Source organism: Geotalea uraniireducens Rf4 (assembly GCF_000016745.1).
GTDB classification, from domain to species: domain Bacteria; phylum Desulfobacterota; class Desulfuromonadia; order Geobacterales; family Geobacteraceae; genus Geotalea; species Geotalea uraniireducens.
Window position 1 is genome coordinate 4,296,630 of record NC_009483.1, and the last position, 26,779, is coordinate 4,323,408.

Genomic DNA, 26,779 nt, shown 5'->3' on the forward strand with positions numbered 1-26,779 from the left:
GCTCTAGAAATAAGGGCTTACTCCGGGGCCCACAGAAAATCTTCTGCGTATTTACACTTTTAGCCGAACGGTGTCAAGATGATTTATTTCCCCGGTGAATAAATGTCTAAAGGTAGGGGCAGATCTTGTGTCTGCCCCATCATAGGGCAATCACAAGGATTGCCCCCAGTTTACGTTCTTATTTATCCATCAGTGCCGCATGGGCGGCGGCCAGTCGTGCGATGGGCACCCTGAACGGCGAGCAGGAGACATAGTCGAGACCGATCTTGTGGCAAAAGATGACCGAGGCGGGATCGCCGCCATGCTCGCCGCAGATGCCGAGTTTGATATGCGGCCGGGTGGCACGCCCTTTCTCGCAGGCTATTTTGACCAACTGGCCTACCCCGTTCTGATCGAGAGAGACAAACGGGTCGTCCTCGAGGAGACCGCTCTCCACATAGAACGGCAGGAACTTGCCGGCATCGTCGCGGGAGAGACCGAAGGTGGTCTGGGTCAGGTCGTTGGTGCCGAAGGAGAAGAACTCCGCCTCAAGGGCAATTTCATCGGCAGTCAGCGCAGCGCGCGGCAACTCGATCATGGTGCCGATCAGGTACTCCACCTTGATCCCGTAGCGGCCGATTACCTCCTCGCAGACAGTGATCGCATTCTCGCGCAGGGTCTTCAGTTCCTTGTCAACAGCGACCAGCGGAATCATGATCTCGGGAACGATGTCGAACCCTTCATTCTTGACCAACTCGCAGGCGGCTTCCATTATGGCCTGCACCTGCATGTCATAGATTTCCGGGAAGGTGAGGCCGAGGCGGCAGCCGCGATGGCCGAGCATCGGGTTGAATTCGTGCAGGTATTCAACCTTGTTCTTCAAGGTCTTGGGTGTTACCCCCATGGTTTTGGCCAGCTCGTCGATATCCTTGTCCTCGTGGGGGAGGAATTCATGGAGCGGCGGATCGAGAAGCCTGATAGTAACGGGCAGCCCCTTCATCTCGCGGAAAATGCCGAGGAAATCCCCCTTTTGCATGGGGAGAATCTTGACCAGCGCTTTTTTCCGACCCTCCACATCCTCGGCGAGAATCATCTCGCGCACTGCGGCAATCCTGTCAGCCTCGAAGAACATGTGCTCGGTCCGGCAGAGGCCGATCCCCTCAGCACCGAACTCGCGGGCGGTCTTGGAATCCTTCGGCGTATCGGCGTTGGTCCGCACCTTGAGCTTGCGGAACTTGTCAACCCATGTCATGAGGGTGGCAAAGTCGCCGGTCATCTCCGGCGTGACTGTAGGAACGGACCCCAGTATAACTTCACCGGTCGAACCGTCGAGGGTGACGACATCGCCCTTCTTCACAACCAGACCGCCATTGGCGACAAACTGCCCGGCGGCATAGTCCACCTTGATATCACCACAGCCGGCCACGCAGCATTTTCCCATGCCGCGGGCGACGACGGCCGCGTGGGAGGTCATGCCGCCGCGCGCGGTAAGAATTCCCTGGGCAGCGTGCATGCCGTGGATATCCTCCGGGCTCGTCTCCACCCGGACCAGGATCACCTTGAGGCCGACCTTGGCGGCAGCCTCGGCCTCGTCGGCAGTGAAGACCACCTCGCCCCCTGCCGCCCCCGGTGAGGCGGGAAGGCCCTTGGCGATTATCTTCTTCGGCGCCTTGGGGTCGAGAGACGGGTGGAGGAGTTGGTCAAGCTGGCTCGGCGCGACACGGAGCACGGCGGTCTTCTCGTCGATCAGACCTTCCCTGACCATGTCCACGGCAACCTTGATGGCTGCGGTGGCGGTCCGCTTGCCGTTCCTGGTCTGGAGCATGTAGAGCTTGCCTTTTTCAATGGTGAACTCGATATCCTGCATGTCCTTATAGTGCTTTTCCAGTATGGAGCGGATCTCCACCAGCTGCCGATAGCACTCGGGCATGGTCTCTTCCATGGAGGGAAGGCAGGAATCGCCATTCGCCTTGTTGATCGGCTGCGGGGTTCGGATTCCCGCTACCACATCCTCCCCCTGGGCATTGATCAGGTATTCGCCATAAAAATAGTTTTTGCCGGTGGAAGGATCGCGGGTAAAGGCAACGCCGGTGGCGCAGTCGTTCCCCATGTTGCCGAACACCATTGACTGGACATTGACCGCTGTCCCCCAGTCAGCCGGAATGTTGTTGAGTTTGCGGTAGGTGATGGCCCGCTGGTTCATCCATGAACCAAATACCGCCCCGATGGCCCCCCACAACTGCTCCTGCGGGTCTTCGGGGAAATCCTGGCCGAGCACTTCCTTGATCCGCGCCTTGAATTTGCCGACCAGTTCTTTCCAATCGGCGGCAGTCAGATCCGTATCGAGGCGGGCCCCTTTTTCTTCCTTCTTTTTCTCCAGAATATGTTCCAGCTCGTCCTTGTTCATCCCCATCACCACGTCCGAATACATCTGGACAAAGCGGCGATAGGCGTCATAGGCAAAGCGATCATCCCTGCTCTGCTCGATAATCCCCTGCACCGTGGTATCGTTGAGCCCCAGGTTGAGAATGGTATCCATCATGCCGGGCATGGAGGCCCGGGCGCCGGAACGAACCGAAACGAGAAGCGGGTTTTCAGGGTCGCCGAACCGCTTCCCCATCAACCCTTCCACCTGGCGCAGGTTCTCTGCCACCTCTTCCTTCAGTCCGGCCGGATAGTTGCGATCATTTTTGTAAAACTCGGTGCAGACTTCGGTGGTGATGGTAAAGCCCGCCGGCACCGGCAGTCCGATGCTCGTCATCTCCGCAAGGTTGGCTCCCTTCCCGCCGAGCAGGTTTTTCATTTCCGCACGCCCTTCAGCCTTGCCGTTACCAAAAAAATAGACATACTTTGCTGCCATGTGCTTCCTCCTCTGTTTTTGCCGGCTTTGGCCGAAGTCAACTTCCTAAAAGATTGAGGTTGAATGCTCGATGAGCGAGGAATTTAAACCTCGATCCTCACCTTTTTTCCTCGGTCCTTAAAAAGCAGGAACTTTTTCCATAGCCGGTTTTTTTATTTAGATTCAAATACCGTTAAGCTTTATTAAAAACTATTTAGTCTTATTCAAAGACGATTTAGCGATATTAAAACATAAAAAAAACCGCTTGCCTTTCGGCTAAGCGGTTATTTTTGCAAAGTCTGCAATGTCCCTGAACAGGCCCTTAATCTCTTGAAGCAGGGCCAGCCGGTTGTTCCTCACCCGTTCATCCTCGGCCATGACCATGACATTGTCGAAGAAGTCGTCGACCGCACCCTTGAGGGTGGCGATCTGCGTCAGGGCCGCAAGGTAGTCCCGCTCGGCGACCTTTGCCGCAACAGTGCCGGCAACACTATGGTAAGCCCGATGCAGCGTCCCTTCAGCGTCCTCTTCGAAGTCCAGTTCATTGACTCCCACCACCACTACCGGGCCCTTGACGATGTTGCAGACTCGCTTGAAAGCCACTGCCAGCGGCTCAAAGTCGGGCCGCTTCTTGAATACGGCGAGGGCCTCGATCTTGGCGGCAGTATCGACCAGATCGTCGAAAGAGACTGCCACCACCGCATCCACCACATCCGCAGGGAAACGGTCGGTCATCAGGTTGACGAAGCGGCCTTGAAAAAAGTCCATCACATCGCCGAAGACTTCCTCTTTCTTCCGGGTAAGTTTGCCTTCCAGCCGGGCAAGGGCTTTGGAAACCAGGGTTGTCAGCTGCAGGGCATACCCCTTGGCGACAATGATGTTGATGATCCCCAGTGCGGCACGGCGCAGTGCGTATGGGTCGGCGGAGCCGGTCGGGATCAGGCCGACGCTGAAGCAGCCGCAGATGGTGTCCAGCTTGTCGGCGATCGAGACGAAGGCGCCGATGTCCGAAGCAGGCAGTTCCCCCCCTGCCTGTGTAGGCAGGTAGTGCTCGGCGATGGCGTTCGCCACCCCCGGGTCGATTCCTTGCAGAAATGCGTACTCACGCCCCATGATCCCTTGAACCTCCGGGAATTCACCGACCATGCCCGTCACCAGATCCGCCTTGCAGAGGGTGGCGGCTTGAGAAACCTTTTCCTTCAACCCGGGTTGGAGTTCCTCTGCAACCCCTTCGGCCAGTGCCCGGAACCTTTCCATCTTCTCATAGGAAGTGCCGAGCTTGGCTTGATAGAGGACGCTCTTCAGCGATTCGACCCGATTCTCCAGGGGGACCTTCTTGTCCTCGTCGAAAAAGAAGCGGGCGTCGGAAAGACGGGCGCGCAGCACCCGCTCATTCCCCTTCACCACCACGGACGGGTCCTCGGTGAGGGTGTTGTTAATGGTGATGAAACCGGGAAGGAGCTTGCCGTTGTCGTCCACCAGGGAGAAATAACGCTGGTGTTCGCGCATGGAGGTAATGAGCACTTCCCGCGGCACCACCAGGAATTCTGCAGAGAAGGTGCCGTGCACTGCGCTCGGGTACTCCACCAGATAGGTGACTTGCTCCAGCAGCCCTTCGTCCGGCAGGAGGCGCCCGCCGGCGGCCTTCGCCACCCGGTGAATCTCGCGGCGGATAATCTCCTTCCGCTTGGCCGGGTCAGGTATGACGAAGTGCCGTTCGCACTCATCCAGATAGTGGGTGAAATCGCGCACCGGGAACGAAGTGTTGGCCATGAAGCGGTGGCCGCGGGACATGGTGCCGCTTTCGATGTTGCCGAAACTGAACGGCACGACGATGCCGTCGAACAGAGCCACGATCCAGTGCACAGGGCGGGCGAAACGGACGTCCAGATCCCCCCAGCGCATGGATTTCTTGAACGATATATTGTTGATCAGGCGGGGAAGAATCTCGCCAAGGAGCCCGACAGTGGGGACACCGGTCTCTTTTTTCGTCACGGCGACGTATTCGCCCTTCTCGGTGACCACGATGCTGAGGGCGGAAGGTTCCACACCTTGCCCGCGGGCAAAGCCCTCCCCCGCTCTGGTCGGCGTGCCGTCCTCGTTGAAAGCAACCTTTTTCGCCGGCCCCATGGCGGTAATCTCCGCATCGGCCTGCTGCCCGGCCACCTGGCTTACCACCAGCGCCAGACGACGGGGCGTCGCCATGGCTTTCACCTCGCCGAAGGCGATTCGGGCGTTGTCCAGCTCTTTCCTGATCAGGCCTTCCATCTCGGCCATGGCCTTGGGAAGAAACCCGGCAGGAATCTCTTCGGTGCCAATTTCCAGGAACAGTTCTTTTGTCATTAGCGGCCTCCTTTCAAAAGCGGAAATCCAAGCCGCTCACGCATCTGCAAGTACCCCTCGGCACAAAGCTTCGCCACATTACGCACCTTGCCGATGTAGGAGGCACGCTCGGTAACGGAGATGGCGCCCCGCGCATCGAGCAGATTGAAGGTATGGGAGCATTTCATCACATAGTCGTAGGCGGGGAGCACCAGCCCCTTTTCCACCAGCCTGACGCACTCTTTTTCGTACATCCCGAACAACTGAAGAAGCATCTCCACGTCAGCTTCCTCAAAGTTATAAGTGGAAAATTCCACCTCGCTCTCATGGTGGATGTCGCCGTACCGCACCCCTTTTACCCATTCCAGGTCATAGACATTGTCCACCCCCTGCAGGTACATGGCGATCCGCTCGCAGCCGTAGGTGATCTCCGAGGAAACCGGCTTCAGGTCGATGCCGCCGGCCTGCTGGAAATAGGTGAACTGGGTGATCTCCATGCCGTCGAGCCAGACCTCCCAGCCAAGGCCCCAGGCCCCGAGTGTCGGTGACTCCCAGTCATCCTCGACGAAGCGGATGTCGTGCTGATTGGGGTTGATGCCGAAAGAGCGGAGGGAGTCGAGATAGAGGTCGAGGATATTCATGGGCGAAGGCTTCATGATGACCTGAAACTGGTAGTAGTGCTGAAGGCGGTTGGGATTCTCTCCGTAGCGCCCGTCGGTCGGCCGACGGGACGGCTCAACGTAGGCAACGTTCCACGGCTCCGGGCCGAGCACACGCAGAAAGGTGGCAGGATTGAAGGTGCCGGCGCCCTTTTCGCAATCATAGGGCTGCTGTATAACGCATCCCTGCTTGGCCCAGTACCCCTGAAGGGAGAGAATCAGATCCTGAAAGGTCAACACAGTACCTCCTCGGCATATGGAAATATCATTTTTATTCAGTGTAAACGCGGATTTGATAAGGGTGAAAAAGCATACTATATACAATCATTTAGCGGCCGTAGATTACAATTTATGGCACTGAGTGTCAAGGATTATCGGCCCGGAATCGACACTGGCAGCGCAAGGCGATTGAAAATTCAGGGGAATTGGGGAGAAAGCGCATCTGCGGTTAACCGGGGTTTTCAGGTCAATGAGTATCCCATGTTGAGATTGGGCCACTTATGTGCTAGCCTTTCTCACTATTCGCAACTATCAGCCGTTCACCTTCTGCAGCCAAAAGGATGTTATGCCTGAACTCCCTGAAGTTGAAACCACCCGTCGCGGCATTGCACCTTACCTGGTGGGAAAGCGTATCTGCCGGGTTACGGTTCGCACCGCCAAACTTCGCCTCCCCTTACAGCCGGATCTCGATTCCATTCTCTCCGGCCGGATCATTTCAGCGGTGGAGCGGCGAGGCAAGTACCTCCTCGTGCGCTTTACCGCCGGAACCCTTATCCTCCACCTGGGGATGACCGGCAATCTGCGTCTGGTACAGGCGGATACGCCGCCAGGCAGGCACGATCATCTCGACCTTGTACTCAACAGCGGTCTTTGCCTGCGGTTAACCGATCCGCGCCGCTTCAGCACAATCGTCTGGACCCATGACGATCCCCTGCGCCACACGCTGCTGGCAAAGCACGGCCCCGAACCACTGACGGGCGACTTTTCCGGCGATTACCTCTACACGAAAAGCCGCGGCCGCAGGATAACTGTCAAGCAGTTCATCATGGACAGCCGGGTGCTGGCGGGAGTTGGAAACATCTATGCCTGCGAAGCGCTGTTTCGTGCCGGCATCCACCCTGAAACACCTGCCGGAGCCCTTTCTACAACACACTGTCTTCGGCTGGCCGATACCATCAAAGAGGTGTTGACAGACGCCATCGCCAGCGGCGGCAGCACTCTTGGTGATTTCCTCGTCAGCGAAGGGAAACCGGGCTATTTTCCCATGAGTTTCTCCGTTTACGGCCGTAACGACGCCCCCTGTCCCGGCTGTGGCGCGCCGATCCGGCGCAGCCGACAGGGGGGAAGATCCACCTATTTCTGCGACAGATGCCAGCATTGAACGGCCTTATCTTGAGTTGCACCGGACGCAAAAAGGCGGCCGGGAAAACCCGCGCCGCCTTTTGTACTTCTCGCCGCACACCAGTGCGAAAACTTATTACGCCTTGGAAACGGTCACCTTAAGGGTGGCGTTTACCTCGGGATGAATCTTGACCGTAGCGGTAAACTCGCCCAGGTGCTTGATCGGCTCGGCCAGAATGATTTTCTTGCGGTCGATTTCAATCCCCTGTGCCTTCATCTGCTCAGCCAGTTCCATGTTGGTAACGGCGCCGAACAGCTTACCCTCTTCACCGGCCTGGTGGCTGAGGTTAAGCGCGAGACCCTCGATTTTTGCCGCAAGCACTCTTGCCTGTTCCAGCACCTTGTTCTTTTTGTATTCCAGGTGCTTTTTCGCATGGTCAAGTGCTTTGGCGTTCTTGGTGGTCGCTTCGAGAGCGAAACCCTTGGGAAGCAGGTAGTTTCTGGCATAACCGGGCGCCACCTTGACAATGTCACCGATGTGGCCGAGATTTTCAATGTTTTCCTTGAGAATTACTTTCATGTCTGTTTCCTCCTAGCCTGAATTTACAGGTTTTCCTTTTTTTTGGGGGTACGGAAATCGCCCCATAAATCGAATATGCCGAGCACAGCAACCACCAGGGCAAGAAAGGGCTGTACTGCCAGCAGCAGGTAAAATATGAACCGGACAAAGCCCGGCACGACAAATCGGTTGAAGGAATGGGTAATTACCGCCATCCCCTGGATAAAATAAAGCGAAACAATGACGATCAGCAGGTTCAAAGCTGCCGGTGTGACCACGTCGTTGTCTACAAGCATGGCAAAACCGGCTGCAATAAGCACCCAGATCAATTGTTCCGGGTTTTTGAACCTGTTGAAGTCGCCAAGCACCAGCGACACTGAGTACCGAGATGCCAGTTTCCTGAGCAGGAGCAGGTTTAACCCGGCAACGATACTCAGTCCGACTGTCACAAGCGCCGGATATATCCGGCCGATGAGGATTCCGGCCTGCTGCATCGCCTGCTGGAGCGTCTTGAGCTCATCCCCCTTGATGCCGGCTTTCTCATAAAGGGTTATGGTTTGCGTAATGCTCGCATTTATTCCCTTTATTACCTGTGCATGCAGGTTTTGGCCCGACAAAATTCCATAAGCAGCGGCAACCGCCAGGATGACGACAAGGTTGATTGCCACGGTATAGACGATTGATCGGGAGCCGCCTTTACCCCGCGAAAGGAATTCCGGCAGGGCAAGCGTCATCACCCCGCACTGCATCAAGTATATCGCCGTGGTCGCCGGATCAACAGCAACGGCCAGAAGCGCCGCGGTTGCTATAACAATGGCAACACCGGCAATCCTGCCGCTTTTCAGAGAATAGTAGACACCCGCTACGGGAGCCGCTACTCCCGGCAATATTCCGACGAGCGGCAAGGATATATAGGCAAGGAAGAGCGCCAGTGTCACGGCGCTCCCCTTCATTACGTCCAACGGCGTCCCCTGCACGGGAAACTTCATCGAGCAAGCCGCCTGTTATTGAGATGCATGGCTACCAGCGATGGGCAGCAATGCGATGTTTCTCGCACGTTTGATCGCCTCGGTGATTTCCCGCTGATGCTTTGCACAGTTACCGGAAATCCTTCTCGGGATGATCTTGCCACGCTCGCTGATGAAATAGCGAAGGGTGCGGGGATCCTTGTAATCAATGCTTACCTGCTTATCCGCACAGAAGCGGCATACCTTGCGCCGCTGAAAAGGTCTCTTTTTCCGGGGACCGCTGCTTCTTTGGGGTGTTCTTTCGTCACTCATCTATCTATTCCTCCACAGTTGTCGTTTCTACCTTGGTCTCTTCGGCGGACTCGACAGCCTCTTCCTCAGCGACTTTGGTAGGGATGGCGGCAGCAAGCGCAACCTCTTTCTCAAGCTTGACACTCTGGTATCTGATGACCTTGTCGTCAAGTCTCAGACGCCGCTCAAGCTCGGCAATGAGTGCTGAATCGCCGTCAAAACGGAGATAATAGTAGCGACCACGGGCAAACTTGTTGATCGGGTAAGCCAGCTTCCTCGGCCCCCAGTCTTCCAGCCTTTTGAAATCACCTTTCATGCTGGCGATAACATCCTGTACCTTGGTGGAAATGCCCTTCATTTCCTCTTCGCCAAGGTCGGGCTGGACGATAAAAATCGTCTCGTACATCCTCATTGTTACTTCCTCCTCACGGTTTAGTTAGCCCCGGTCCAACCCGGAGCAAGGAGATACGGCCGGATGGCCGCTCTTTTGGAAAGAGGAATTATTAGCATAGCTCAGCTACTTTTACAAGTGTTTTTCCAGATAATTTCCTGATAAAAGGCGGACAGCTTCAACCCGCCTGTAATTCCAATTTCAAATCAAGGATGAAATCAAGGCGGCGAGGAGTGAGGCGACGAAGGCGTACAGATAGCACGTTGAGGAGCCGAAGACGAGCCAGCGAAGATAGCGCCTTGATTTGGAATTGGAATAACGACAAAAGCCGCTCAACCGGCTGACCCGGTGAACGGCTTTTGTTAAAACCTGCCCGTTTGTCAAGCTACACGTTGAAGCGGAAGTGCATCACGTCACCGTCCTGCACAACATACTCCTTCCCCTCCAGACGCATCAGACCTTTTTCCTTGGCCCCGGCCTCCCCGCCGGCAGCAATGAAATCATTGAAGGCTATCACCTCGGCGCGAATGAACCCTTTCTCAAAATCCGAGTGGATAACACCGGCCGCCTGGGGCGCCTTGGTCCCCCTGGTAATGGTCCAGGCGCGCACTTCCTTCACCCCGGCCGTAAAATAGGTGATCAGGCCAAGCAGTTCATAACCTGTACGGATCAACCGATCAAGGCCGGACTCCTTCAACCCCATTTCGGCAAGGAACGCCTGCTTCTCTTCCCCGGCAAGTTCGGAAATCTCCGCTTCTATCCTGCCGCAGATGGTGACGAGCTTTGCCCCTTCCGCTACGGCCAGTTCCCGGACCCGACCGACAAACGGATGCGTCCCCTCCAGATCATCCTCGGCGACATTGGCAACGTAGAGGACCGGCTTGTCGGTCAAGAGGTGCAGTTCGCGCAGCAGAAGCTTTTCATCATCGTTCTGGACGACATCCCGCGGTGATTTACCCTGCTCGACGGCGCTCTTCAGGCGCTGGTAGAAATCAGCCTCATCCTTGATCTTCTTGTCGCCGCTTTTGGCCAGTTTTTCCACCCGCACCAGCTTCTTTTCCACGCTGTCCAGATCAGCAAGGCCCAATTCGGTTTTGATCACCTCGATATCGCTCACCGGGTCGACACTGCCGCTGACATGGACGACGTTCTCGTCTTCAAAGCAGCGCACCACGTGGACAATGGCGTCTACCGAGCGAATATGACCAAGGAACTTGTTCCCCAACCCTTCCCCCTGACTCGCCCCCTTGACCAGACCGGCAATATCGAGGAATTCGATGGTTGTGGGGAGAATCCGTTCAGGCTTGACGATCACTGCCAGTTGTTTCATCCGCTCGTCCGGCACCTGAACGATGCCGACATTCGGGTCAATGGTGCAGAACGGATAATTGGCCGATTCAGCCCCGGCAGAAGTAAGCGCATTAAAGATGGTGGACTTTCCCACGTTGGGAAGTCCGACTATGCCGCAGTTAAAACCCATAATTCAATCCTTTAAAGCAGTTCTTTGTTGTTATAAAGACTCATGGTCTTGGGAAGACCCTCCGTGATAAGCATCTCAAGAAGGTCGACAATCCCGTCCAGCAGCCGGGGAAGACCGATCATCTCTTCCGGCGAAAAATTACTGAGCACATAGTTGACCACATCGCCATGAAGGGGACGTCCGATCCCCATCCGGACCCTTAAAAAGGCACCGCTCCCCAGTTCCTGGGAGAGGGAGCGGAGGCCGTTGTGACCGGCATGACCGCCTCCTGCCTTCAGCTTAACCCGACCAAAGGGAATATCGAGGTCGTCATGGATGACGATGAGATCTTCAACGGTAAGTTTGTGAAATCGGAGGGCTTCCGCGACGGAACGACCGGACAGATTCATGAAGGTCTGAGGTTTGAGGAGAATCAGGCGATCTCCCTGCCAGCTCCCCTCGCCACACAAGCCGGAGAAATTCTTTCTGGTAACAGTAATGCCGGTCAGATGCGAGAGTCGGTCTAAAACCATAAAACCCGCGTTGTGGCGGGTCCATTGGTATTTTGGGCCGGGGTTCCCCAGCCCAACAATAAGTTTTACAGCCATATATCACCAGACAAGGAACTTCTATGCATCTACTACAGGCTCTTCCTTTACCTTGCCGAGAATGCTTACCACCGATACCGTGGCATCTCCCAATACCTTGATCCCGGGCAGCTCCTTGATATCACCGATATGGAGCGAATGGCCAATGGTCAATTCCGTCACATCAACATCAATGTGCTCTGGTATGTGCGTGGGGAAACACTCGATCTCGATTTCGTGCATGGCAAAGTCGAGCAGACCGCCTTCCTTTACGCCAACCGCCGAGCCAACCAGATTAACGGGCACTTTCACCCTGACCTTGTCGGCCATGTTTATCTTGTGCAGATCCACGTGACGCGGGGTCCCCTTAAGACAATCCTGGAGAAGTTCGGCAACGATCACCATCTGGCCATCGAGGCCCCCCCCCCCTTTCAGGGTAAGAAGGTGGTTACGCCCCCCCTCACCGGCGATAGCGGTGCTCAGCTCTTTCGTGCTGAGGGAGACGGGAACGGACTCCATCCCCTTTCCATAAACGACACCGGGAATGAAATTGTTTCTCCTGAGTTGACGGGAGATCCCTTTACCGGTCTTGGTTCTCAATTCAACATTCAATACTCTCTCTTCCATACATCCTCCGATGTTAATTGTAATATTAATCAATGTTTCCAAAACTTGATGTTACGCGATTATACAAAAAGCGAGCTGACGGACTCATCCTCATGAATACGCCTGATGGCTTCAGCAAGAAGATTAGCCACGGACAGCACCTTGATTTTTTCGGTTTGATCAGCTTTTTCCCCCAAGGGGATGGTATCGGTAATCACTATTCTTTCAATCACGGAGTTGTTGATCCGCTCAATGGCGGGACCGGAAAGAACACCATGAGTGGCGCAGGCATAGATGGTATCGGCGCCGTGCGCTTTCAAGGCATTGGCTGCCTGGGTCAGAGTTCCGGCTGTATCGATCATGTCGTCGAGAATGATTGCCGTCTTGCCCTTGACGTCGCCGATAAGATGCATGACTTCCGCCACATTGGGAGCGGTACGACGCTTATCGATGACGGCGAGGGTACAGCCGAGACGCTTGGCAAAGGCCCTGGCCCGCTCGGTACCGCCGGCGTCGGGTGATACCATGACAATTTTGTCATGTTCGTTCGGGAAACGACTTTTCAGATGATCGATAATAACCGGCGCCGCATAGAGGTTGTCGACCGGAATATTGAAAAAGCCCTGGATCTGACCGGCATGGAGATCAACGGTAACCACCCGGTCGGCACCTGCGGTAGTTATGAGATCGGCCACCAGTTTCGAGGTGATCGGGGTGCGCGGGGCGGCTTTGCGATCCTGACGGGCATAACCGTAATAAGGCATGACCACCGTAATAGTGGCGGCAGACGCACGCTTCAGGGCGTCCATCATAATCAGGAGTTCCATCAGGTTATTGTTGGTTGGGGAACAGGTCGACTGGACCACGTAAATGTCGCGGCCGCGAACATTCTCCCCTATTTCCACCATGATTTCGCCGTCGGAGAAGGTTTTTACTTTCGCCTGCCCCAAAGGCACTTTAAGGCTGGCGCAGATTTTTTCTGCCAGAGCCGGGTTGGAATTGCCGCTAAACACCCTGATTTTGTCTTCCATAAGTAACCGCTTCCTCTGTGGCTTTACTGAGTTTTATGGCTGGGGCGCCAGGGATCGAACCTGGGAATGCCGGAATCAAAATCCGGTGCCTTACCGCTTGGCGACGCCCCAAAATGCAGTGAATTGTGAACCGTGCATGAATCACTCACGACTCACCGAAGTTTATAACGTCTTTACAGCGACTACAAACCAGTTGCTTTCAGCGGCAAGCGTTTCTGCGGCTCGCCTGGCTGCAGCTTCATCCTTAAAGAGCCCGAAGACCGTCGACCCGCTACCGGACATGAGTGACCCGCAGGCTCCAACCCGAAGTAGCCGCTCTTTGATTTCCTGTATCACGGGAAATCTGCCGATGGTGACAGACTCGAGATCATTGGCAAGAATTGCGCAAACGTCCTCAATCTTCCCATAGAAGCGAGGAATTATATCGTCATCTTTCATGGCTGTCAATCGTAAATTTTGGTAAACCCAGCCCGTTGAAACATGGAGATGCGGATTGACAAGCACCAGCCAGACGGGCGATATGGTTTCGACCGCAGTAAGTTTGTCACCGATCCCCTCGGCCAGAGCCGTCTTTTTAAAAATAAAAAACGGCACATCCGCCCCAAGTTTGACACCTATCTCCATCAACCGTTCATCGGAGAATCCCAGCCCGAGCAGCTCATTCACCCCCATCAGCACGGTTGCGCCGTCGCTGCTGCCACCGCCGAGGCCTGCCGCCACGGGTATGTTCTTGGTAATAGCAATATCAAGCCCCACGGCCCTTCCCGAGATTGTGAGCAGTGCATCAGCCGCCCGCCAGGCAATATTGTCCGGCCCGTCAGGCACACCATCCCTGCCGCAAGTCACCCGCACACCCCGGGTGCCTGAAAGTGCAATTTCGATGTCGTCGCAGAGATCGATGCGCTGCATGATCATGCGCAGGTCATGGTAGCCGTCCGGCCGCCTGCGCAACACATCCAGGCGGTAATTGACCTTGGCCGGGGCCTTGAGTTTCACTTTCTTCACGCGTTTATTCCCTCGAAGCCGTTTTCAGAGCAAGTAAATTTATCTAAATCAATTCAGACGATAAATCAAGGAGAAAAACCTCCCATCCCCCTTCCCCATGTCGTGTAATACTCTGAACCACCGCGTTTCCATCACCATCACACCTAATACACCGTAACAAACGAATGAGAAAAGGGGCACATTTCTGCGCCCCTTTTCTCATGAAACCATCAGTTCTTCCGGTTACGGAAGCAGACTGACAACCCCTGTGCTGAGGTCGTACTTGGCCTTGACGATTTTGACCTTGCCATGCTCCACAAATTCCTTGACGATCGGTGAATTGGCTTCGATGGATTCGGTAACCTTATTTACGTTTTCCACTATGCACTCTTCAACGACCTCATCCTTGGTGCCGGACGGTTTTGTTGCAAGGACAGCAGTCACGGCCGGGTCAATGGCCTTAACAAGGCTGTCGATATTTTTCTCCGGCATGGCGCCGGTCACGTGAGCATCATAGGTGGCTGTAACAGCTCCACACTTCGAGTGACCGAGCACCATGATCAGAGAAGCCCCCAGATGTTCGACGCCGTACTCTATACTCCCCAGAAGCTCGCTGGCAGTAGCGATATTCCCGGCGACCCTTGCCACAAAAATTTCACCAAGCCCCTTGTCGAAGAGAATTTCGGGCGGAACGCGGGAATCGGAACAGGTGAGGATGATTGCATAGGGATGCTGGCCGGCTACAAGAGCAGCCCGGCGGCTGACCGTCGACATATGCTCCAGGTTGTCGAGGTCACCTTTGACGAAATGCCTGTTGCCGTCCATCAAGAGACGCAGAGCCTGGTCCGGCGTAACGGCAGTTGTAGCGGTGGTAGATGCCAGGGCAAGGCTGCCCGACAGGAGTGCTCCAACCAGAGCGAGAACAGCGGTAAACTTCTTCATACATAACCCCCACAAAATGAATTAAATTTTCCCAAAGCGGAAAACTGCGGGGGAATGTATACAGAAAGCAAACATTAATCAAGCAAAATATATATAAAATTTTTTAACCTTCCATTGAAAGCATACCTTCTACCCTTACTACCCTGAGCACATCCCCTTCAATGTCGACCACCCTCACCCGATCTCACGTTCTTTGAACGGGAGATCGTTGCCGCTCTCTTTCGCCAAATATGGCTGAACCGACCCGGACGAGGGTCGCCCCCTCTGCGATCGCCACCTCGAAATCTCCCGACATCCCCATGGAGAGCTCGGTCATTTCCACTTTGAGAATACGTTCCGCTGCAACAAGCTCAGAGAGCCGCTTCAACTCTCTGAAATATGGTCGCGCCCCTTCCGGGTCGTCAAAAAAGGGGGGCATGGTCATAAGCCCTTTTATTCGCAGATGGGGCAACGCGGCAACATTACGCACCAGCCCGAGCACATCCGCAGAGTTCGCCCCGCACTTGCTGGCTTCGCAGGCAATGTTCACCTGAATCAACACATTGCATGTTTTTCCCAGCCGCCCCCACTGCCGGTCAATCTCCCGGGCAAGGGACAGCCGGTCCACGGAATGAATCATCTCCACCAAACCGGCGATCTGCCGCACTTTGTTGGACTGGAGACCGCCGATAAAATGCCAGGCTACCGATTCCGAGACTTGCGCCGCCTTGGTCACCAGCTCCTGCACATAGTTCTCGCCGAAGAGTCGCTGCCCACTCCTGGCTGCATCGTCAACGGCTGAAGCATCCCGGGTCTTGGACACGGCCACGAGGAGCACGGAAGCGGGATCACGGCCGGCTTTCAGGGCTGCGGCTGCTATTCTTTCGTGAATGAATTTGAGATTATCGGCAATGAACATACGTTAGAGACCCACCACAGACACTGAGGCGCAGAGAAACCGTAAAAGCCCATGTGGTTTCCTCTGCGTCTCTGTGCTGCTTGATAAAAAATTCAATTATTACTCGATCGCACCCATTCTTCGCAGCGCATCAACCACCTCGCACAGCGGCAGCCCGACCACGTTGGAATAGGACCCCTCGATCTTCTGCACCATGTAGGCTGCGCCTCCCTGGATGGCGTAAGCCCCGGCCTTGTCAAACGGGCAACCGGTTGCAATATATGCCCGAATTTCCTCGTCGCGTAAATGCTTGAAATAAACCCTGGTCCTGACAGCGTCGGTAATTACACCGTCGCGCTCTTTGTCGTAAACGGCAAATCCGGTGACAACCTCATGGGGAATACCGGAAAGCTTATTGAGCATCCGCTCCGCATCGGCAGAATCCTTCGGCTTTCCCATAATCTCACCTTCACAGACGACGATGGTATCAGCCCCGATGTAAAAGCGGCCTCCGGACTTTCGCGCCACATCCTCGGCCTTGGCCCGGGCAAGCCGCACCACATGGTCTTCCGGTGTCTCGCCCGAAAGAAGACCCTCATCCACATCGCCGGCTACCACCTCGAACTCGATGCCGGCCGAACTGAGCAACTCCACCCGTCGGGGAGAAGCCGAAGCCAGGATTATATTACTTTTTGCCTGCATCATGGCGCGCCCGCTCCTTTCTCTCCCGCTCCTTCATCTCGTAGAACAATTTTAACTTCTCTTGCTCCTCCCAGTGCTTTTTCCAGTCCTTCTTCCGAACGAAATGGAGTAGCACTGCCCCGCCGACAATCATCACCCCAAAGAAGATCTGGGTCGGCTGTCCGGTTTGCAAGCCGGAACCAAGGGAAAAGAGCCCCATGAGGATGAGCAGCGCCTCCAGGGAAAAGAGCCTGCCGATGACCGATATTTCCTGTTTTTCCTTGTCCTTGTCCATGTCTTCCCCTTGTAGGGGCGGGGACTCCCCGCCCTGGGCACGAAAACCGCGCCCCTACAGCGTATTCATCCACCCGTCCAGTTCAGTCAGTGCCCGTTCTGCAAGTTTAGCACGCTTTTCTTTCTTCTTCACCCTGCCGGCGAGGTCGGGAAAGAGGCCATAATTGATGTTCATCGGCTGAAAATGCTTTGCCGGGGCCGAAGTGATATGGTTCACCAGCGCACCCAGCGCCGTGACGGATGGCGGCACGATCAGCGCCTCTCCTTTTGCCAGCCGAGCCCCGTTCAAGCCGGCAAGAAATCCGCTCGCCGCAGATTCCACATACCCCTCTACGCCGGTGATCTGTCCGGCAAAGAGGATGCGTGGCTCCCGCTTCAACTGAAATGTTGACAAAAGAAGCTGCGGTGCGTTGATGAAGGTATTGCGGTGCATGGAACCGAGCCTGACGAACTCGGCTTTCCCCAGTCCCGGTATCGTTCTGAAGATGCGCTGCTGCTCGGGGTAGGTGAGCTTGGTCTGGAAACCGACCAGGTTGAACAGGGTCCCCTCGCGGTTTTCCTGCCGAAGCTGCACCACCGCGTGCGGCTCGATGCCCGTACGGGGATCGATGAGACCTACCGGCTTCATTGGCCCGAAACGCAAGGTGTCGAGGCCGCGCTCCGCCATTTCCTCGATCGGCATACACCCTTCAAAGTGTACCACTTTTTCAAACTCTTTCGCGGCGACCTTCTCCGCGGCGAGTAGCGCCGCAATAAATGCCTTGTATTCAGCCTCATCCAGCGGACAGTTCAGGTAATCATCACCGTCTCCCTTTCCATAGCGGGAGGCGCGAAAGGCCTTGGACAGGTCGATGGAATCGGACGTGACGATAGGAGCAATGGCATCATAGAAATAAAGGTAATCCCCCGTATACTTGCCGATGCTCGCAGCCAGCGCATCGCTGGTCAAAGGACCGGAAGCCACGATCACCGTGCCGTCAGCCGGAATCTCCGCAACCTCGCCATGCACCACCTCGATCAGGGGGTGATTCTCGATTTTGTCAGTTATGAATGCTGAAAAGAGCCCGCGATCCACGGCCAGAGCGCCACCGGCAGGCACGCGGGTGGCAAGGGCAGCCTCCATGAACAGAGAGCCGAGCCGTCTCAGTTCTTCTTTCAGGAGCCCGACCGCGTTTTCCAGTGACTCGCCGCGCAACGAGTTGGAGCAGACCAGTTCAGCCAGGCCGGGCAGGTGATGAGCGGGAGAGTATTTCTCCGGCTTCATCTCGTGGAGGGTCACGGCCACACCGCGCCCGGCAGCCTGCCAAGCCGCTTCGCAACCGGCAAGACCGGCGCCGATAATTGTCAGTTTTTCCTTAATCATTCGTTGCACCCACAAAAAAGCGGGATCAAAAAATCCCGCTTAAGAATCAAAGTTTGACCGTTTACCGAATTTGGACTATCCCCATCCGGCAGCGGCAATCGGAACACTTACTTCTCTTTCCCGCCTTCCTTGTAATCGCACCCCTCTTTCGGGCATTTGAGGAACTCCCCTTCCCGCTTGTAAACCTTCTTCACCAGGAGCGGAAAACCGCACTTGGGGCAGGGCTTTTCCACGGGGAGGTCCCAGAGGGCGAACTTGCACTGGGGATAACGGTTGCAGGAATAGAACATCTTGCCGTAGCGGGATTTTTTTTCGGTCAATTCCCCCTCGCCGCACTCCACGCACTTGATGCCGGTCCCCTTCGGCTTGACCAGCGGCTGGATGTTCTTGCAGGCGGGATAGGCTGAGCAGGCCAGGTATTTGCCGAACCGTCCTTCCTTGATCAGCATCTGGCTGCCGCACTTGTCGCATTTTTCCTCGGAAATGACCGGCTCGGCAACATCTTTCTTGTCCTTGTCCAGAGGGCGGATATACTTGCACTCCGGATAGCCGGAACAGGCAAAAAACTTGCCGAACTTGCCGAGTTTTACCACCAGAGGCTTGCTGCACTCCGGGCAGATCTCGTCGGTAGCTTCGGTGGTGAGATCGGACTTGTTGACCTCTCCTTCCTTCTGCTTGAGCAACGTCTGGAAAGGTTCCCAGAAGTCATGGAGAAGCGGCTTCCATTTCTTTTCACCTCGCGATACCCGATCCAGCTCCTCTTCCAGCGAAGCGGTAAAATTGTAGTCAACGTACTTGGTAAAATGGTTTACCAGCAGTTCGCTGACCACCATCCCCACATCTTCGGGAAAGAAGCGTTTCTTGTCGAGACGGGCATATTTACGCTCCACGAGCGTATTCATGATGCTGGCATAGGTGGAGGGGCGGCCGATGCCGTATTCCTCAAGGGTCTTGACCAGGGTTGCCTCGGTATAGCGGGGAGGCGGCTGGGTAAAGTGCTGTTCTGGAAGCAATTCCTTAAGTTTCAACGGGTCACCTTCATTGAGCGGCGGCAGCACCCCTTCCTTCTCCTCCGTCTCGTCGTCAACCCCCTCGATGTAGAGCTTCATGAAGCCGGGAAAACGGATCACGGTTCCAGCTGCCCTGAACTTGTAACCTTCGCCGGCGCCGATGTCCACCGAGGTCTGATCCAGGAGCGCCTCGGCCATCTGACAGGCAACGGTCCGCTTCCAGATCAGGTCGTAGAGCTTGAACTGGTCCGAAGAGAGAAACTTTTTCAGCTCAACGGGGGTCTTGCAGATGTAGGTGGGGCGTATCGCCTCATGGGCCTCCTGGGCGTTTTTCGCCTTGTTCTTGAAGAACCTCGGCTTCGCCAGGGCATATTCCTTTCCGTAGAGGCTGGTGATAACCTCGTGGGCTTCGTCGAGGGCCTGCTGGGAGAGAACCACGCTGTCGGTACGCATATAGGTGATGAGACCGACCGTCCCCTCCCCCACATCGATTCCCTCGTAGAGCTTCTGGGCAATGGACATGGTCTTCTTGGCGGAGAAGCCGAGTTTGCGCGCCGCCTCCTGCTGCAAGGTGGAGGTGGTAAAGGGGGGCGAGGGCTGCCGCTTGCGCTCGCTTCTGGTTACCTTGTCAACCTGATAGCTCCCATTGGCGAGAATTTCCGTCAGCCGTTCTGCGGCCGCCTTGTCGGGGATGCCGAATTTGCCGAGCTTTTGTCCCTCAGCTTCCACCAGGTTGGCGGTGACATTCTGCTGCGCACCGGTTGCCAGCTGGGCGGCAATGGTCCAGTACTCCTGTTCCGTGAAGGCCTGGATCTCCTTTTCCCGTTCGCAGACCAGGCGCAAAGCAACCGATTGGACACGCCCGGCGGATAGGCCGTAGCGAATCTTTTTCCAGAGAAACGGCGAAAGATTGAAACCGACCAGATAATCGAGCACAGAGCGAGCCTGCTGGGCGTCCACCAGCTCATGGGAAATGCTGCGAGGATTCTCAACGGCGTGTATAATGGCGCCTTTGGTAATCTCATGGAACACGACCCGCTTGATGTCGATGGCCGGCTTCTTTTTATCCAGTCCCAGCGCCGCCAGGAGGTGCCAGGAGATCGCCTCCCCTTCACGGTCGGGGTCAGTCGCCAGGAGCAGGGAATCGGAGTTCTTCAACTCTTTCTTGATAGCATCGATATGTTTTTTACTCTCGGGGAGGACCGCATATTTCGGTTCGAAATCATGCTCGATATCCACCGATCCCTGCTTGCTGGGCAACGCCCGGACATGGCCGAAAGAGGCGAGCACCTTGTAATCCGTACCGAGAAACTTTTCAATGGTCTTGGCCTTGGCCGGAGATTCAACTATGACTAGATGTCGTGGCATATGTTCACCGATAATTAAGTTGGTTTCAATTTGATTGTCAGGCTATGTGATGGCAAAATGCTTGCCCGGAAGCTGCATTACAGCCCCTTTCAGCTCCAGGCGGAGTAAAATAGCGGAAACGTCTCCCACTGTCAATTCACTTTTGACGATGATATCGTCGATATGAAGCGGCGATTCGGCAAGCAAGGTATAAATGCCCGCCTCCTGCGGTGTCAGACTGAAACTCGGCAAAGGGTCGGCATGTGCAACAACCTTGGACCGTTGCGGCAATTCCTCCAGGATGTCCTCCACCCCATCGACCAGCTTGGCTCCCTGCTTGATCAGCTGGTTGGTTCCCCGGCTGCCGCTGCTGTTGATATTGCCGGGGATGGCAAAAACCTCGCGCCCCTGGTCCAGGGCGTAACGTGCAGTGATGAGCGAGCCGCTGTTCTGCACTGCCTCAACCACCAGCACTCCCCGGGAAATGCCGCTGATAATCCGATTGCGGCGGGGGAAATTCTCCGCCAGCGGGGTCGTCCCCATGGGAAACTCGGAAACGAGCGCCCCCTTTTCGGCCATTTCTTTAAAAAGCCGCTGGTTTTCCGGCGGATACACGACATCGATACCGCACCCCAGCACACCGATGCTCCTGCCCCCGGCCTTCAGTGCTCCTCGATGGGCAGCCGTGTCTACCCCCCGGGCCATGCCGGAAACCACCGTTACGCCGTGCAGAGCCAGTTCCCCGGCCAGGCGTTCTGTCGTCACCAACCCGTATGTCGAGGCACGACGGGATCCGACAATGGCAACGGCGTCTTCCACCCCATGCAACTCTCCCCGAACATAAAGAAATGGCGGCGGATCGGAAATCTCCAACAGGACCTTCGGATACTCCGTAGCGAGAAAATCGACAACCTTCACGCCGTGCCGCGCCACCGCCTCGGATTCCCGCTCGGCGAAGGGACGGTAATCATGGGTCAGAATGGAGGCTGCAGCGGCGGCACTGACACCTTTCACAGTGGACAGTTCTGAGGCTGACGCCTTAAGCGCCCGCTCCGGTGTGTCAAAGCGCTCCAGGAGGCGACGGAACGTCACATTCCCAACCAAAGGGATTGATTTCAAGGCAAACCAGTAATAATGGTCCATGATCAATAAAAAAAGGGACCGGCCTGGAAGGCCGTCCCTTTTTCAGCGCTGTTATCTGTTTTTTTTCAACTCGACACGATCACCACGGTATATGGTGTCGATGCTCTTTACCACCAGGGCGGTAGATGTATTTTCCTTGGTCTCGACAATCACCAGGGCGCCCAATAGCTCCGCCGGCAGTTTTTCTATCTTATCGAGGGCGTACGTCTGATCGGGAGCCACATCCCGAACGATATAGAGCATGTTGCCGACCTCAACTCCCTGCTGCTTCCCAAGATCCAGGTATGCAACATCACCCGCCGCAATGGCCTTGTTGCCGGTTTTGGTTTCGACGATGTAGCCGACAAGCTCCTTGTCGGAGGCTTTCAGCGCCACCTCAAGCTTCCGTGGGCGGAAGGGCATCAGGAATGACCCTGCACCGATCTCCTGAAAGGACTTGGTCACAATCGCCTTGGAAACTTTCTCCTCCAGCTCTGAAAGCTGCAGCGTACCAAGGGGGATCACCTTGTACCCCAGGATCACATTGGTTACCGGATGACTGACGGCGCCCATTTTCTTGTAGACGGAAAACTTGTCGCCGACCTCAACGCCATTCGCCTTGCCGATGTCGGTGTAAACGATGTCGTCCTCACCAACCATCTGCCGCCCCTGATAGGTTGAGACTATATAGCCGGAAGGCTTCAGCCCGTTTTCCATGAGGAATCCTTCACCGCCGCTCACCGTATAAGTTTTTACCGGGGCCACCTCTTCAACGATTTTCTTCGTTTCAGCCGGCTGCGGCTCTTCGCCATGCACGGCAGGCGCCGGAACCTCCGCGGGAGTTTCCACTTCGATCCTGTCGGGATAGACCTTCAATCGCTGCCCCGGAAAGATAAAGTGGGGATTTGTTATGGACTGGTTTCGTGCCCAGAGATTCGGCCAGTAATAGGGATCCTGCAAGAACTTTTCCGACAGGCCCCAGAGGGTATCGCCCTTCTGGATCACGTAAACGGTCGGTTCCTCCTGGGCAAAGACTTCGCGGGAAGAGATGAACGACATGAGGAGTAGCAATCCGATAAAAATCAACCTTCTCATAAACACCTCACAGGATTTTAAAGACGTCCCAGCCGTTCTCTTGCCTTCGCGGCAGCCGGGCTTTTCGGGTATTTGCCCACCAGGGACTGCAACTCTGCTCGTGCTTTTAACGGCTCGTTCATGCTGATCAGCGAATAGCCGATCTTCAGCATGGCGTCGGGAACCTTGTTCCCTTTCGGGTAGTCGACAACTACCTTTGAAAACGATTCCAGCGCCTTACTATAATTGTGCTGGGTATAATAACACTCCCCGACCCAATAGACGGCATTCCCGGCATATTCACTGTCGGGATAGGATTTGACGAAAGCCTCAAACGCTTCGATGGCGCCGCTGTAATTATTGGCGCTGAACAGGCCGAATGCCTTTATATATGCGTCCTGGGGTGCGGAATCATTATCAGATGGTGCGGCTTCCTTGTTGACCACCTCGATTTTCGCTGTTTCGGCCGGCGGCGGCGGGGCGAGCTTTTGGTAGATCAGCTCTATGGATGCCTTGAATTCCTTATAGCTCGGCTTCAGCGCCTCAACATCCGCCGAAGTTGCCGAAAGCTGTATCTGCAGCGTTCTGATATCATTGGTCAAATCTGTGAGATGCGCATTGGTAGCCACATTAGCCTGGGCCAATTGCTCCAGCCGGGCTTCCATCTCAGCCTGTTTTTTCACAACCAGATCGTTATTGCCGCAACCAACAGCCAGGAAGCTAAAAACGCCGATGATAAGCCCGTACAGTAGTCGCATGTCTTCTCCTTGAGAAAATTTAACACAATTAAAGCTTTTTCCCGATTTTTGTCAAGAATAAAGCTTTGATTTGGGGTTTAATAACACCTGCGAATATGTTACCATCCCCGCGCAGATGAATGTAAATCTCTCCCCCTAGGAGCCTGTCGGACTTAGGGAATCGTAGCGAGAGAATGGAAAATCGAGGACAGATTTCCGGAAATTTGAGAGCTAATAGTGGACCTATTCGTCGAAAATTTACGGGAATATGGACCGATTTGCCATTCTCGCAGTAGATTCATTCCTAAGTCCGACAGGCTCCTAGATTCGTAAACGGATGAACTGTTGCAGAAACAAAGCATGAAAAAGCCCGAACTCCTTGCCCCAGCCGGCAACATGGAAAAACTCCGTATCGCCGTCCATTACGGCGCTGATGCCGTCTACCTGGGGGGAAAAAGCTTCGGTTTGCGGAACCTGGCCGATAATTTCTCCACCGCCGAACTGGCGGAAGCCGTGGTCTATGCCCATGAACGGGGGGTTAAGGTCTACCTCACGGTCAACGCCTACCCCGACAACGATGATATAGGCGAATTGCTGCATTATCTGGAAGAAGTGCGCCCTATCCCCTTCGACGCCTACATTGCCGCAGATCCCGGTGTCATTGAAACCATCAGGGAAATCTCGCCGGAACGCGACATCCACCTCTCAACTCAGGCCAACACCACAAACTGGAAAAGCGCTCTTTTCTGGCAGAAACAGGGGATACGGCGTATTAACCTTGCCCGCGAGATGTCCCTTGAAGGGATGCGCCAAGTCAGGGAGAGGACCGACATCGAACTGGAGGCCTTTGTTCACGGAGCCATGTGCATCTCCTATTCGGGGCGCTGCCTCCTGTCCAGCGTCATGAGCGGCAGAAACGCCAACAAGGGTGAATGCACCCAGCCCTGCCGCTGGAACTACGCCATCGTCGAAGAAACGAGACCCGGCGAGTATTTCCCGGTCATGGAGGATGAAAACGGCACTTTTATCTTCAACTCCAAAGACCTCTGCCTACTTACCTACCTGCCGGAACTGGCGGGCGCTGGGGTGGATTCCCTGAAAATCGAAGGAAGAATGAAGGGGATCTATTACGTTGCCTCTGTCGTGAGAATTTACCGCCAGGCCCTGGACCGTTACTTCGCAGAGCCGGAAACCTACCGCTGTGATCCCGACTGGCTGGAGGAACTCTGCAAGATCAGCCACCGCGGCTACACAACGGGCTTTTTCCTCGGCCCGCCAAAAGATATTGACCACCAGTACCACTCCAGCTATATTAGAAACCATGAATTTGTCGGCATAGTAGAAGAGCCACTGCCGGACGGCGCCATTATATTGGAAGTCAGGAACAGGATAAAAACCGGAGACACCCTGGAATTCATCGGTCCCGCCATGTCGTCTTCCTTCCACGAAATGAAAGAGATCATCACCGACCGGGGAGAAAGGGTTGAAGCTGCCAACCCTAACCAACGCATCATTGTCAGGACCGCTTTCGCAGCAGAGAAATATGACCTGGTCCGACGGGAAAAATCCTTGTAGATTGCTGTCGCAAGCCGAATACCAGCGAAGTACGGCAAACGGTCTTCGCTCCGTTGAACAAAGGAAACCCACACCCATGAAATTCTTTACCGCCTTCCTGACCAAAAAAGAGGGGAGCCCAGCAACGGACCTGGGAGTCCTCTTGACTCTCTTCGGCATCGCATTCTTCCAGTTCCTGGGCCGTCTCCCCCTTATCGAGACCGATGAAGGTCGTTACATGGAGATACCCAGGGAAATGCTGGAGAGCGGAGACTTCATCACGCCGACCCTGAACTATGTCAAATACTTCGAGAAACCGCCCCTCCATTACTGGTTGAACGCGCTTTCAATCAAGGTATTCGGCCAGACCGAATTCGCCGCACGATTCGGCAGCGCCCTGTGGGGCATTTTGGGAATCATCCTCACCTACCATCTCGGCCGCAAACTGTTCGGCCGTCGGGAAGGACTCATTTCCGCCCTTATCCTCGGAACATCCGTGGGCTACCAGGTGCAAAACAGGCTCAATATCACCGATACGACCCTCACTATCTGCATGGCCGCCTGCCTCGGCTTTTTCCTCATCGCGGTTCAGGATGAAGAAAAACGCAAGGGGTTGTACTACCACCTCTTCTACCTGTTCGCAGCCCTTGCCGTGCTGGCAAAGGGGCTTATCGGCATTGTCCTCCCCGGGGCCGTAATTTTCTGCTACCTGCTTTTCACCAGACGCTGGGCGATCCTTAAGGAAATGCGCCTCATTACCGGTGTCCCCCTCTTTTTCCTGGTCGCCGCCCCCTGGTTTGTCCTCGTCTCCCTGCGAAACCCCGAATTCGCCCGGTTCTTTTTCATCCACGAGCATTTCGAACGTTTTCTCACCAAAGTACACGGCAGGTATCAGCCCCCCTGGTTTTACATCCCGATACTTCTCGGCTGCATGCTCCCCTGGTCGTTCTTCATCCCAGCCGCCTTCATACGGGTCTGGAAAGAACGGAAATCGACCGGTGCAGATGTTCGGCTTTATCTCGCTCTCTGGGCGATCGTTATTTTCGCCTTTTTCTCCAAGTCCAATTCCAAGCTCATCCCCTATATACTCCCCATTTATCCGGCGATAGCACTTCTCATCGGCGGGACTTTCGTGGCCGCCCTTGACAAGGGGTTCAGGCCACTGAAACGTCATGCAGTGACCGCCTCGCTGGTGCTCTGCATCCTCGGCGCCGGTGTAATCGCCTATCCTCAGATTGCCGCCAAACCGGCAATAACTGCCGCAGGCGGAGCGATCATCGGCCTTATCCTACTCTGTCAGGGAATACCCGCCTTGATAGCCACCGCAAGGGCGCAAACAGCCGCCCTTCTTTCCGCACTGCTCATCTTCGCTTACATTTTCGGCATTTTCGGCCCACCCGTCATCTACGCGAAAATTGCCGCCAAAAAGTCCTCCAGGGAGCTGGCAATGATCATCCGGGAAAAAGCCGGCAAAGACGCATTGGTGGCCACGTTCGAGTACGAACAGGGTCTGCCGTTCTACACCAAGAGGCGCGTCATAGTTGTCGGCGGTCGGGGGGAACTGGAATTTGGCAGCCGCCAGGGGGACCAGTCCGCGTGGTTCATCGAACTGGAACAGTTTAAACGGTTGTGGGATTCACCGACACCGGTTTTTGCCCTTATCCAGCAAAGAGAGGTGGAGCCGCTGCAGAAGGCCCTGGCGACACCGATGAAAGTGCTCGGCAGAGAAGGGCGACGGATACTCGTAACCAACCATTAACAT

The 26,779-nt window shown here is 55.3% G+C and carries 24 protein-coding genes and 1 tRNA gene; 3 read left to right on the forward strand and 22 right to left on the reverse strand.

Annotated elements, in window-relative coordinates:
- Nucleotides 1-178: 178 nt before the first annotated feature.
- The 3 genes from ppdK to glyQ all read right to left on the reverse strand — a co-directional run bounded on the left by ppdK (nt 179) and on the right by glyQ (nt 6,036).
- A complete protein-coding gene (gene ppdK / locus GURA_RS18695) occupies nt 179-2,839 on the reverse strand; it encodes a pyruvate, phosphate dikinase (RefSeq protein WP_011940477.1) in 2,661 nt (886 codons plus the stop codon).
- A 255-nt stretch (nt 2,840-3,094) separates the two neighbouring features.
- Entirely contained in the window at nt 3,095-5,161 is a 2,067-nt protein-coding gene (gene glyS, locus GURA_RS18700) for a glycine--tRNA ligase subunit beta (RefSeq protein WP_011940478.1), read from the reverse strand.
- Nucleotides 5,161-6,036, reverse strand: a complete 876-nt coding sequence (gene glyQ, locus GURA_RS18705; RefSeq protein WP_011940479.1) for a glycine--tRNA ligase subunit alpha — start codon at nt 6,034-6,036, stop codon at nt 5,161-5,163. Before glyQ ends, glyS begins: the two co-directional genes overlap by 1 nt.
- A gap of 328 nt (nt 6,037-6,364) precedes the next feature.
- Here glyQ and mutM point away from each other — a divergent pair, with 328 nt between their 5' ends.
- A complete protein-coding gene (gene mutM, locus GURA_RS18710) occupies nt 6,365-7,180 on the forward strand; it encodes a bifunctional DNA-formamidopyrimidine glycosylase/DNA-(apurinic or apyrimidinic site) lyase (protein ID WP_011940480.1) in 816 nt (271 codons plus the stop codon).
- A gap of 96 nt (nt 7,181-7,276) precedes the next feature.
- Here mutM and rplI read toward each other — a convergent pair whose 3' ends face one another.
- The 19 genes from rplI to ybgF all read right to left on the reverse strand — a co-directional run bounded on the left by rplI (nt 7,277) and on the right by ybgF (nt 23,484).
- Nucleotides 7,277-7,720 carry a 50S ribosomal protein L9 gene (gene rplI / locus GURA_RS18715; RefSeq protein ID WP_011940481.1) on the reverse strand — a complete coding sequence of 148 codons (444 nt, stop codon included), beginning with the start codon at nt 7,718-7,720 and terminating at the stop codon, nt 7,277-7,279.
- A gap of 23 nt (nt 7,721-7,743) precedes the next feature.
- Nucleotides 7,744-8,688, reverse strand: coding sequence for a YybS family protein (locus GURA_RS18720; protein ID WP_011940482.1), 945 nt, complete (start codon nt 8,686-8,688; stop codon nt 7,744-7,746).
- A 15-nt stretch (nt 8,689-8,703) separates the two neighbouring features.
- The gene (rpsR, locus tag GURA_RS18725; protein ID WP_011940483.1) at nt 8,704-8,979 is read right to left on the reverse strand and encodes a 30S ribosomal protein S18; all 276 of its coding nucleotides are present in this window, start codon (nt 8,977-8,979) and stop codon (nt 8,704-8,706) included.
- A gap of 4 nt (nt 8,980-8,983) precedes the next feature.
- Nucleotides 8,984-9,370, reverse strand: a complete 387-nt coding sequence (gene rpsF / locus GURA_RS18730; protein ID WP_011940484.1) for a 30S ribosomal protein S6 — start codon at nt 9,368-9,370, stop codon at nt 8,984-8,986.
- A gap of 364 nt (nt 9,371-9,734) precedes the next feature.
- Complete coding sequence (gene ychF, locus GURA_RS18735) at nt 9,735-10,829, reverse strand: redox-regulated ATPase YchF (RefSeq protein WP_011940485.1); 1,095 nt, start codon at nt 10,827-10,829, stop codon at nt 9,735-9,737.
- 11 nt (nt 10,830-10,840) lie between these two features.
- Entirely contained in the window at nt 10,841-11,416 is a 576-nt protein-coding gene (pth, locus tag GURA_RS18740) for an aminoacyl-tRNA hydrolase (protein ID WP_011940486.1), read from the reverse strand.
- 21 nt (nt 11,417-11,437) lie between these two features.
- Nucleotides 11,438-12,022, reverse strand: coding sequence for a 50S ribosomal protein L25 (locus GURA_RS18745; protein WP_011940487.1), 585 nt, complete (start codon nt 12,020-12,022; stop codon nt 11,438-11,440).
- Between the two features lie 59 nt (nt 12,023-12,081).
- The gene (locus GURA_RS18750) at nt 12,082-13,032 is read right to left on the reverse strand and encodes a ribose-phosphate diphosphokinase (RefSeq protein WP_011940488.1); all 951 of its coding nucleotides are present in this window, start codon (nt 13,030-13,032) and stop codon (nt 12,082-12,084) included.
- 36 nt (nt 13,033-13,068) lie between these two features.
- Nucleotides 13,069-13,143 (reverse strand) — tRNA-Gln (locus GURA_RS18755).
- A 51-nt stretch (nt 13,144-13,194) separates the two neighbouring features.
- Nucleotides 13,195-14,037 (reverse strand): 4-(cytidine 5'-diphospho)-2-C-methyl-D-erythritol kinase, encoded by an 843-nt coding sequence (ispE, locus tag GURA_RS18760; protein ID WP_011940489.1) that lies wholly within the window; start codon nt 14,035-14,037, stop codon nt 13,195-13,197.
- A gap of 222 nt (nt 14,038-14,259) precedes the next feature.
- On the reverse strand, nt 14,260-14,958 hold the full coding sequence (locus tag GURA_RS18765) for a carbonic anhydrase (protein ID WP_011940490.1): 699 nt from the start codon (nt 14,956-14,958) through the stop codon (nt 14,260-14,262).
- A 184-nt stretch (nt 14,959-15,142) separates the two neighbouring features.
- A complete protein-coding gene (locus GURA_RS18770) occupies nt 15,143-15,856 on the reverse strand; it encodes a YggS family pyridoxal phosphate-dependent enzyme (protein ID WP_011940491.1) in 714 nt (237 codons plus the stop codon).
- A 99-nt stretch (nt 15,857-15,955) separates the two neighbouring features.
- Complete coding sequence (locus GURA_RS18775; protein ID WP_041246146.1) at nt 15,956-16,537, reverse strand: Maf family nucleotide pyrophosphatase; 582 nt, start codon at nt 16,535-16,537, stop codon at nt 15,956-15,958.
- Nucleotides 16,521-16,811 (reverse strand): hypothetical protein, encoded by a 291-nt coding sequence (locus GURA_RS18780; protein ID WP_011940493.1) that lies wholly within the window; start codon nt 16,809-16,811, stop codon nt 16,521-16,523. Before GURA_RS18780 ends, GURA_RS18775 begins: the two co-directional genes overlap by 17 nt.
- 54 nt (nt 16,812-16,865) lie before the next feature.
- On the reverse strand, nt 16,866-18,173 hold the full coding sequence (gene trmFO, locus GURA_RS18785; protein ID WP_011940494.1) for a methylenetetrahydrofolate--tRNA-(uracil(54)-C(5))-methyltransferase (FADH(2)-oxidizing) TrmFO: 1,308 nt from the start codon (nt 18,171-18,173) through the stop codon (nt 16,866-16,868).
- A gap of 107 nt (nt 18,174-18,280) precedes the next feature.
- Complete coding sequence (gene topA / locus GURA_RS18790) at nt 18,281-20,551, reverse strand: type I DNA topoisomerase (protein WP_011940495.1); 2,271 nt, start codon at nt 20,549-20,551, stop codon at nt 18,281-18,283.
- A gap of 42 nt (nt 20,552-20,593) precedes the next feature.
- Nucleotides 20,594-21,673 (reverse strand): DNA-processing protein DprA, encoded by a 1,080-nt coding sequence (dprA, locus tag GURA_RS18795; RefSeq protein WP_011940496.1) that lies wholly within the window; start codon nt 21,671-21,673, stop codon nt 20,594-20,596.
- 51 nt (nt 21,674-21,724) lie between these two features.
- Nucleotides 21,725-22,747, reverse strand: coding sequence for a LysM peptidoglycan-binding domain-containing protein (locus GURA_RS18800; protein WP_011940497.1), 1,023 nt, complete (start codon nt 22,745-22,747; stop codon nt 21,725-21,727).
- A 17-nt stretch (nt 22,748-22,764) separates the two neighbouring features.
- Nucleotides 22,765-23,484, reverse strand: coding sequence for a tol-pal system protein YbgF (ybgF, locus tag GURA_RS18805; protein WP_011940498.1), 720 nt, complete (start codon nt 23,482-23,484; stop codon nt 22,765-22,767).
- 339 nt (nt 23,485-23,823) lie between these two features.
- Between ybgF and GURA_RS18810 the strand changes: the two genes are divergently transcribed.
- Together GURA_RS18810 and GURA_RS18815 are read left to right on the forward strand one after the other, a co-directional pair.
- A complete protein-coding gene (locus GURA_RS18810) occupies nt 23,824-25,038 on the forward strand; it encodes a peptidase U32 family protein (RefSeq protein ID WP_011940499.1) in 1,215 nt (404 codons plus the stop codon).
- Between the two features lie 76 nt (nt 25,039-25,114).
- Complete coding sequence (locus GURA_RS18815) at nt 25,115-26,776, forward strand: glycosyltransferase family 39 protein (protein WP_011940500.1); 1,662 nt, start codon at nt 25,115-25,117, stop codon at nt 26,774-26,776.
- The last annotated feature ends 3 nt before the right edge of the window (nt 26,777-26,779 follow it).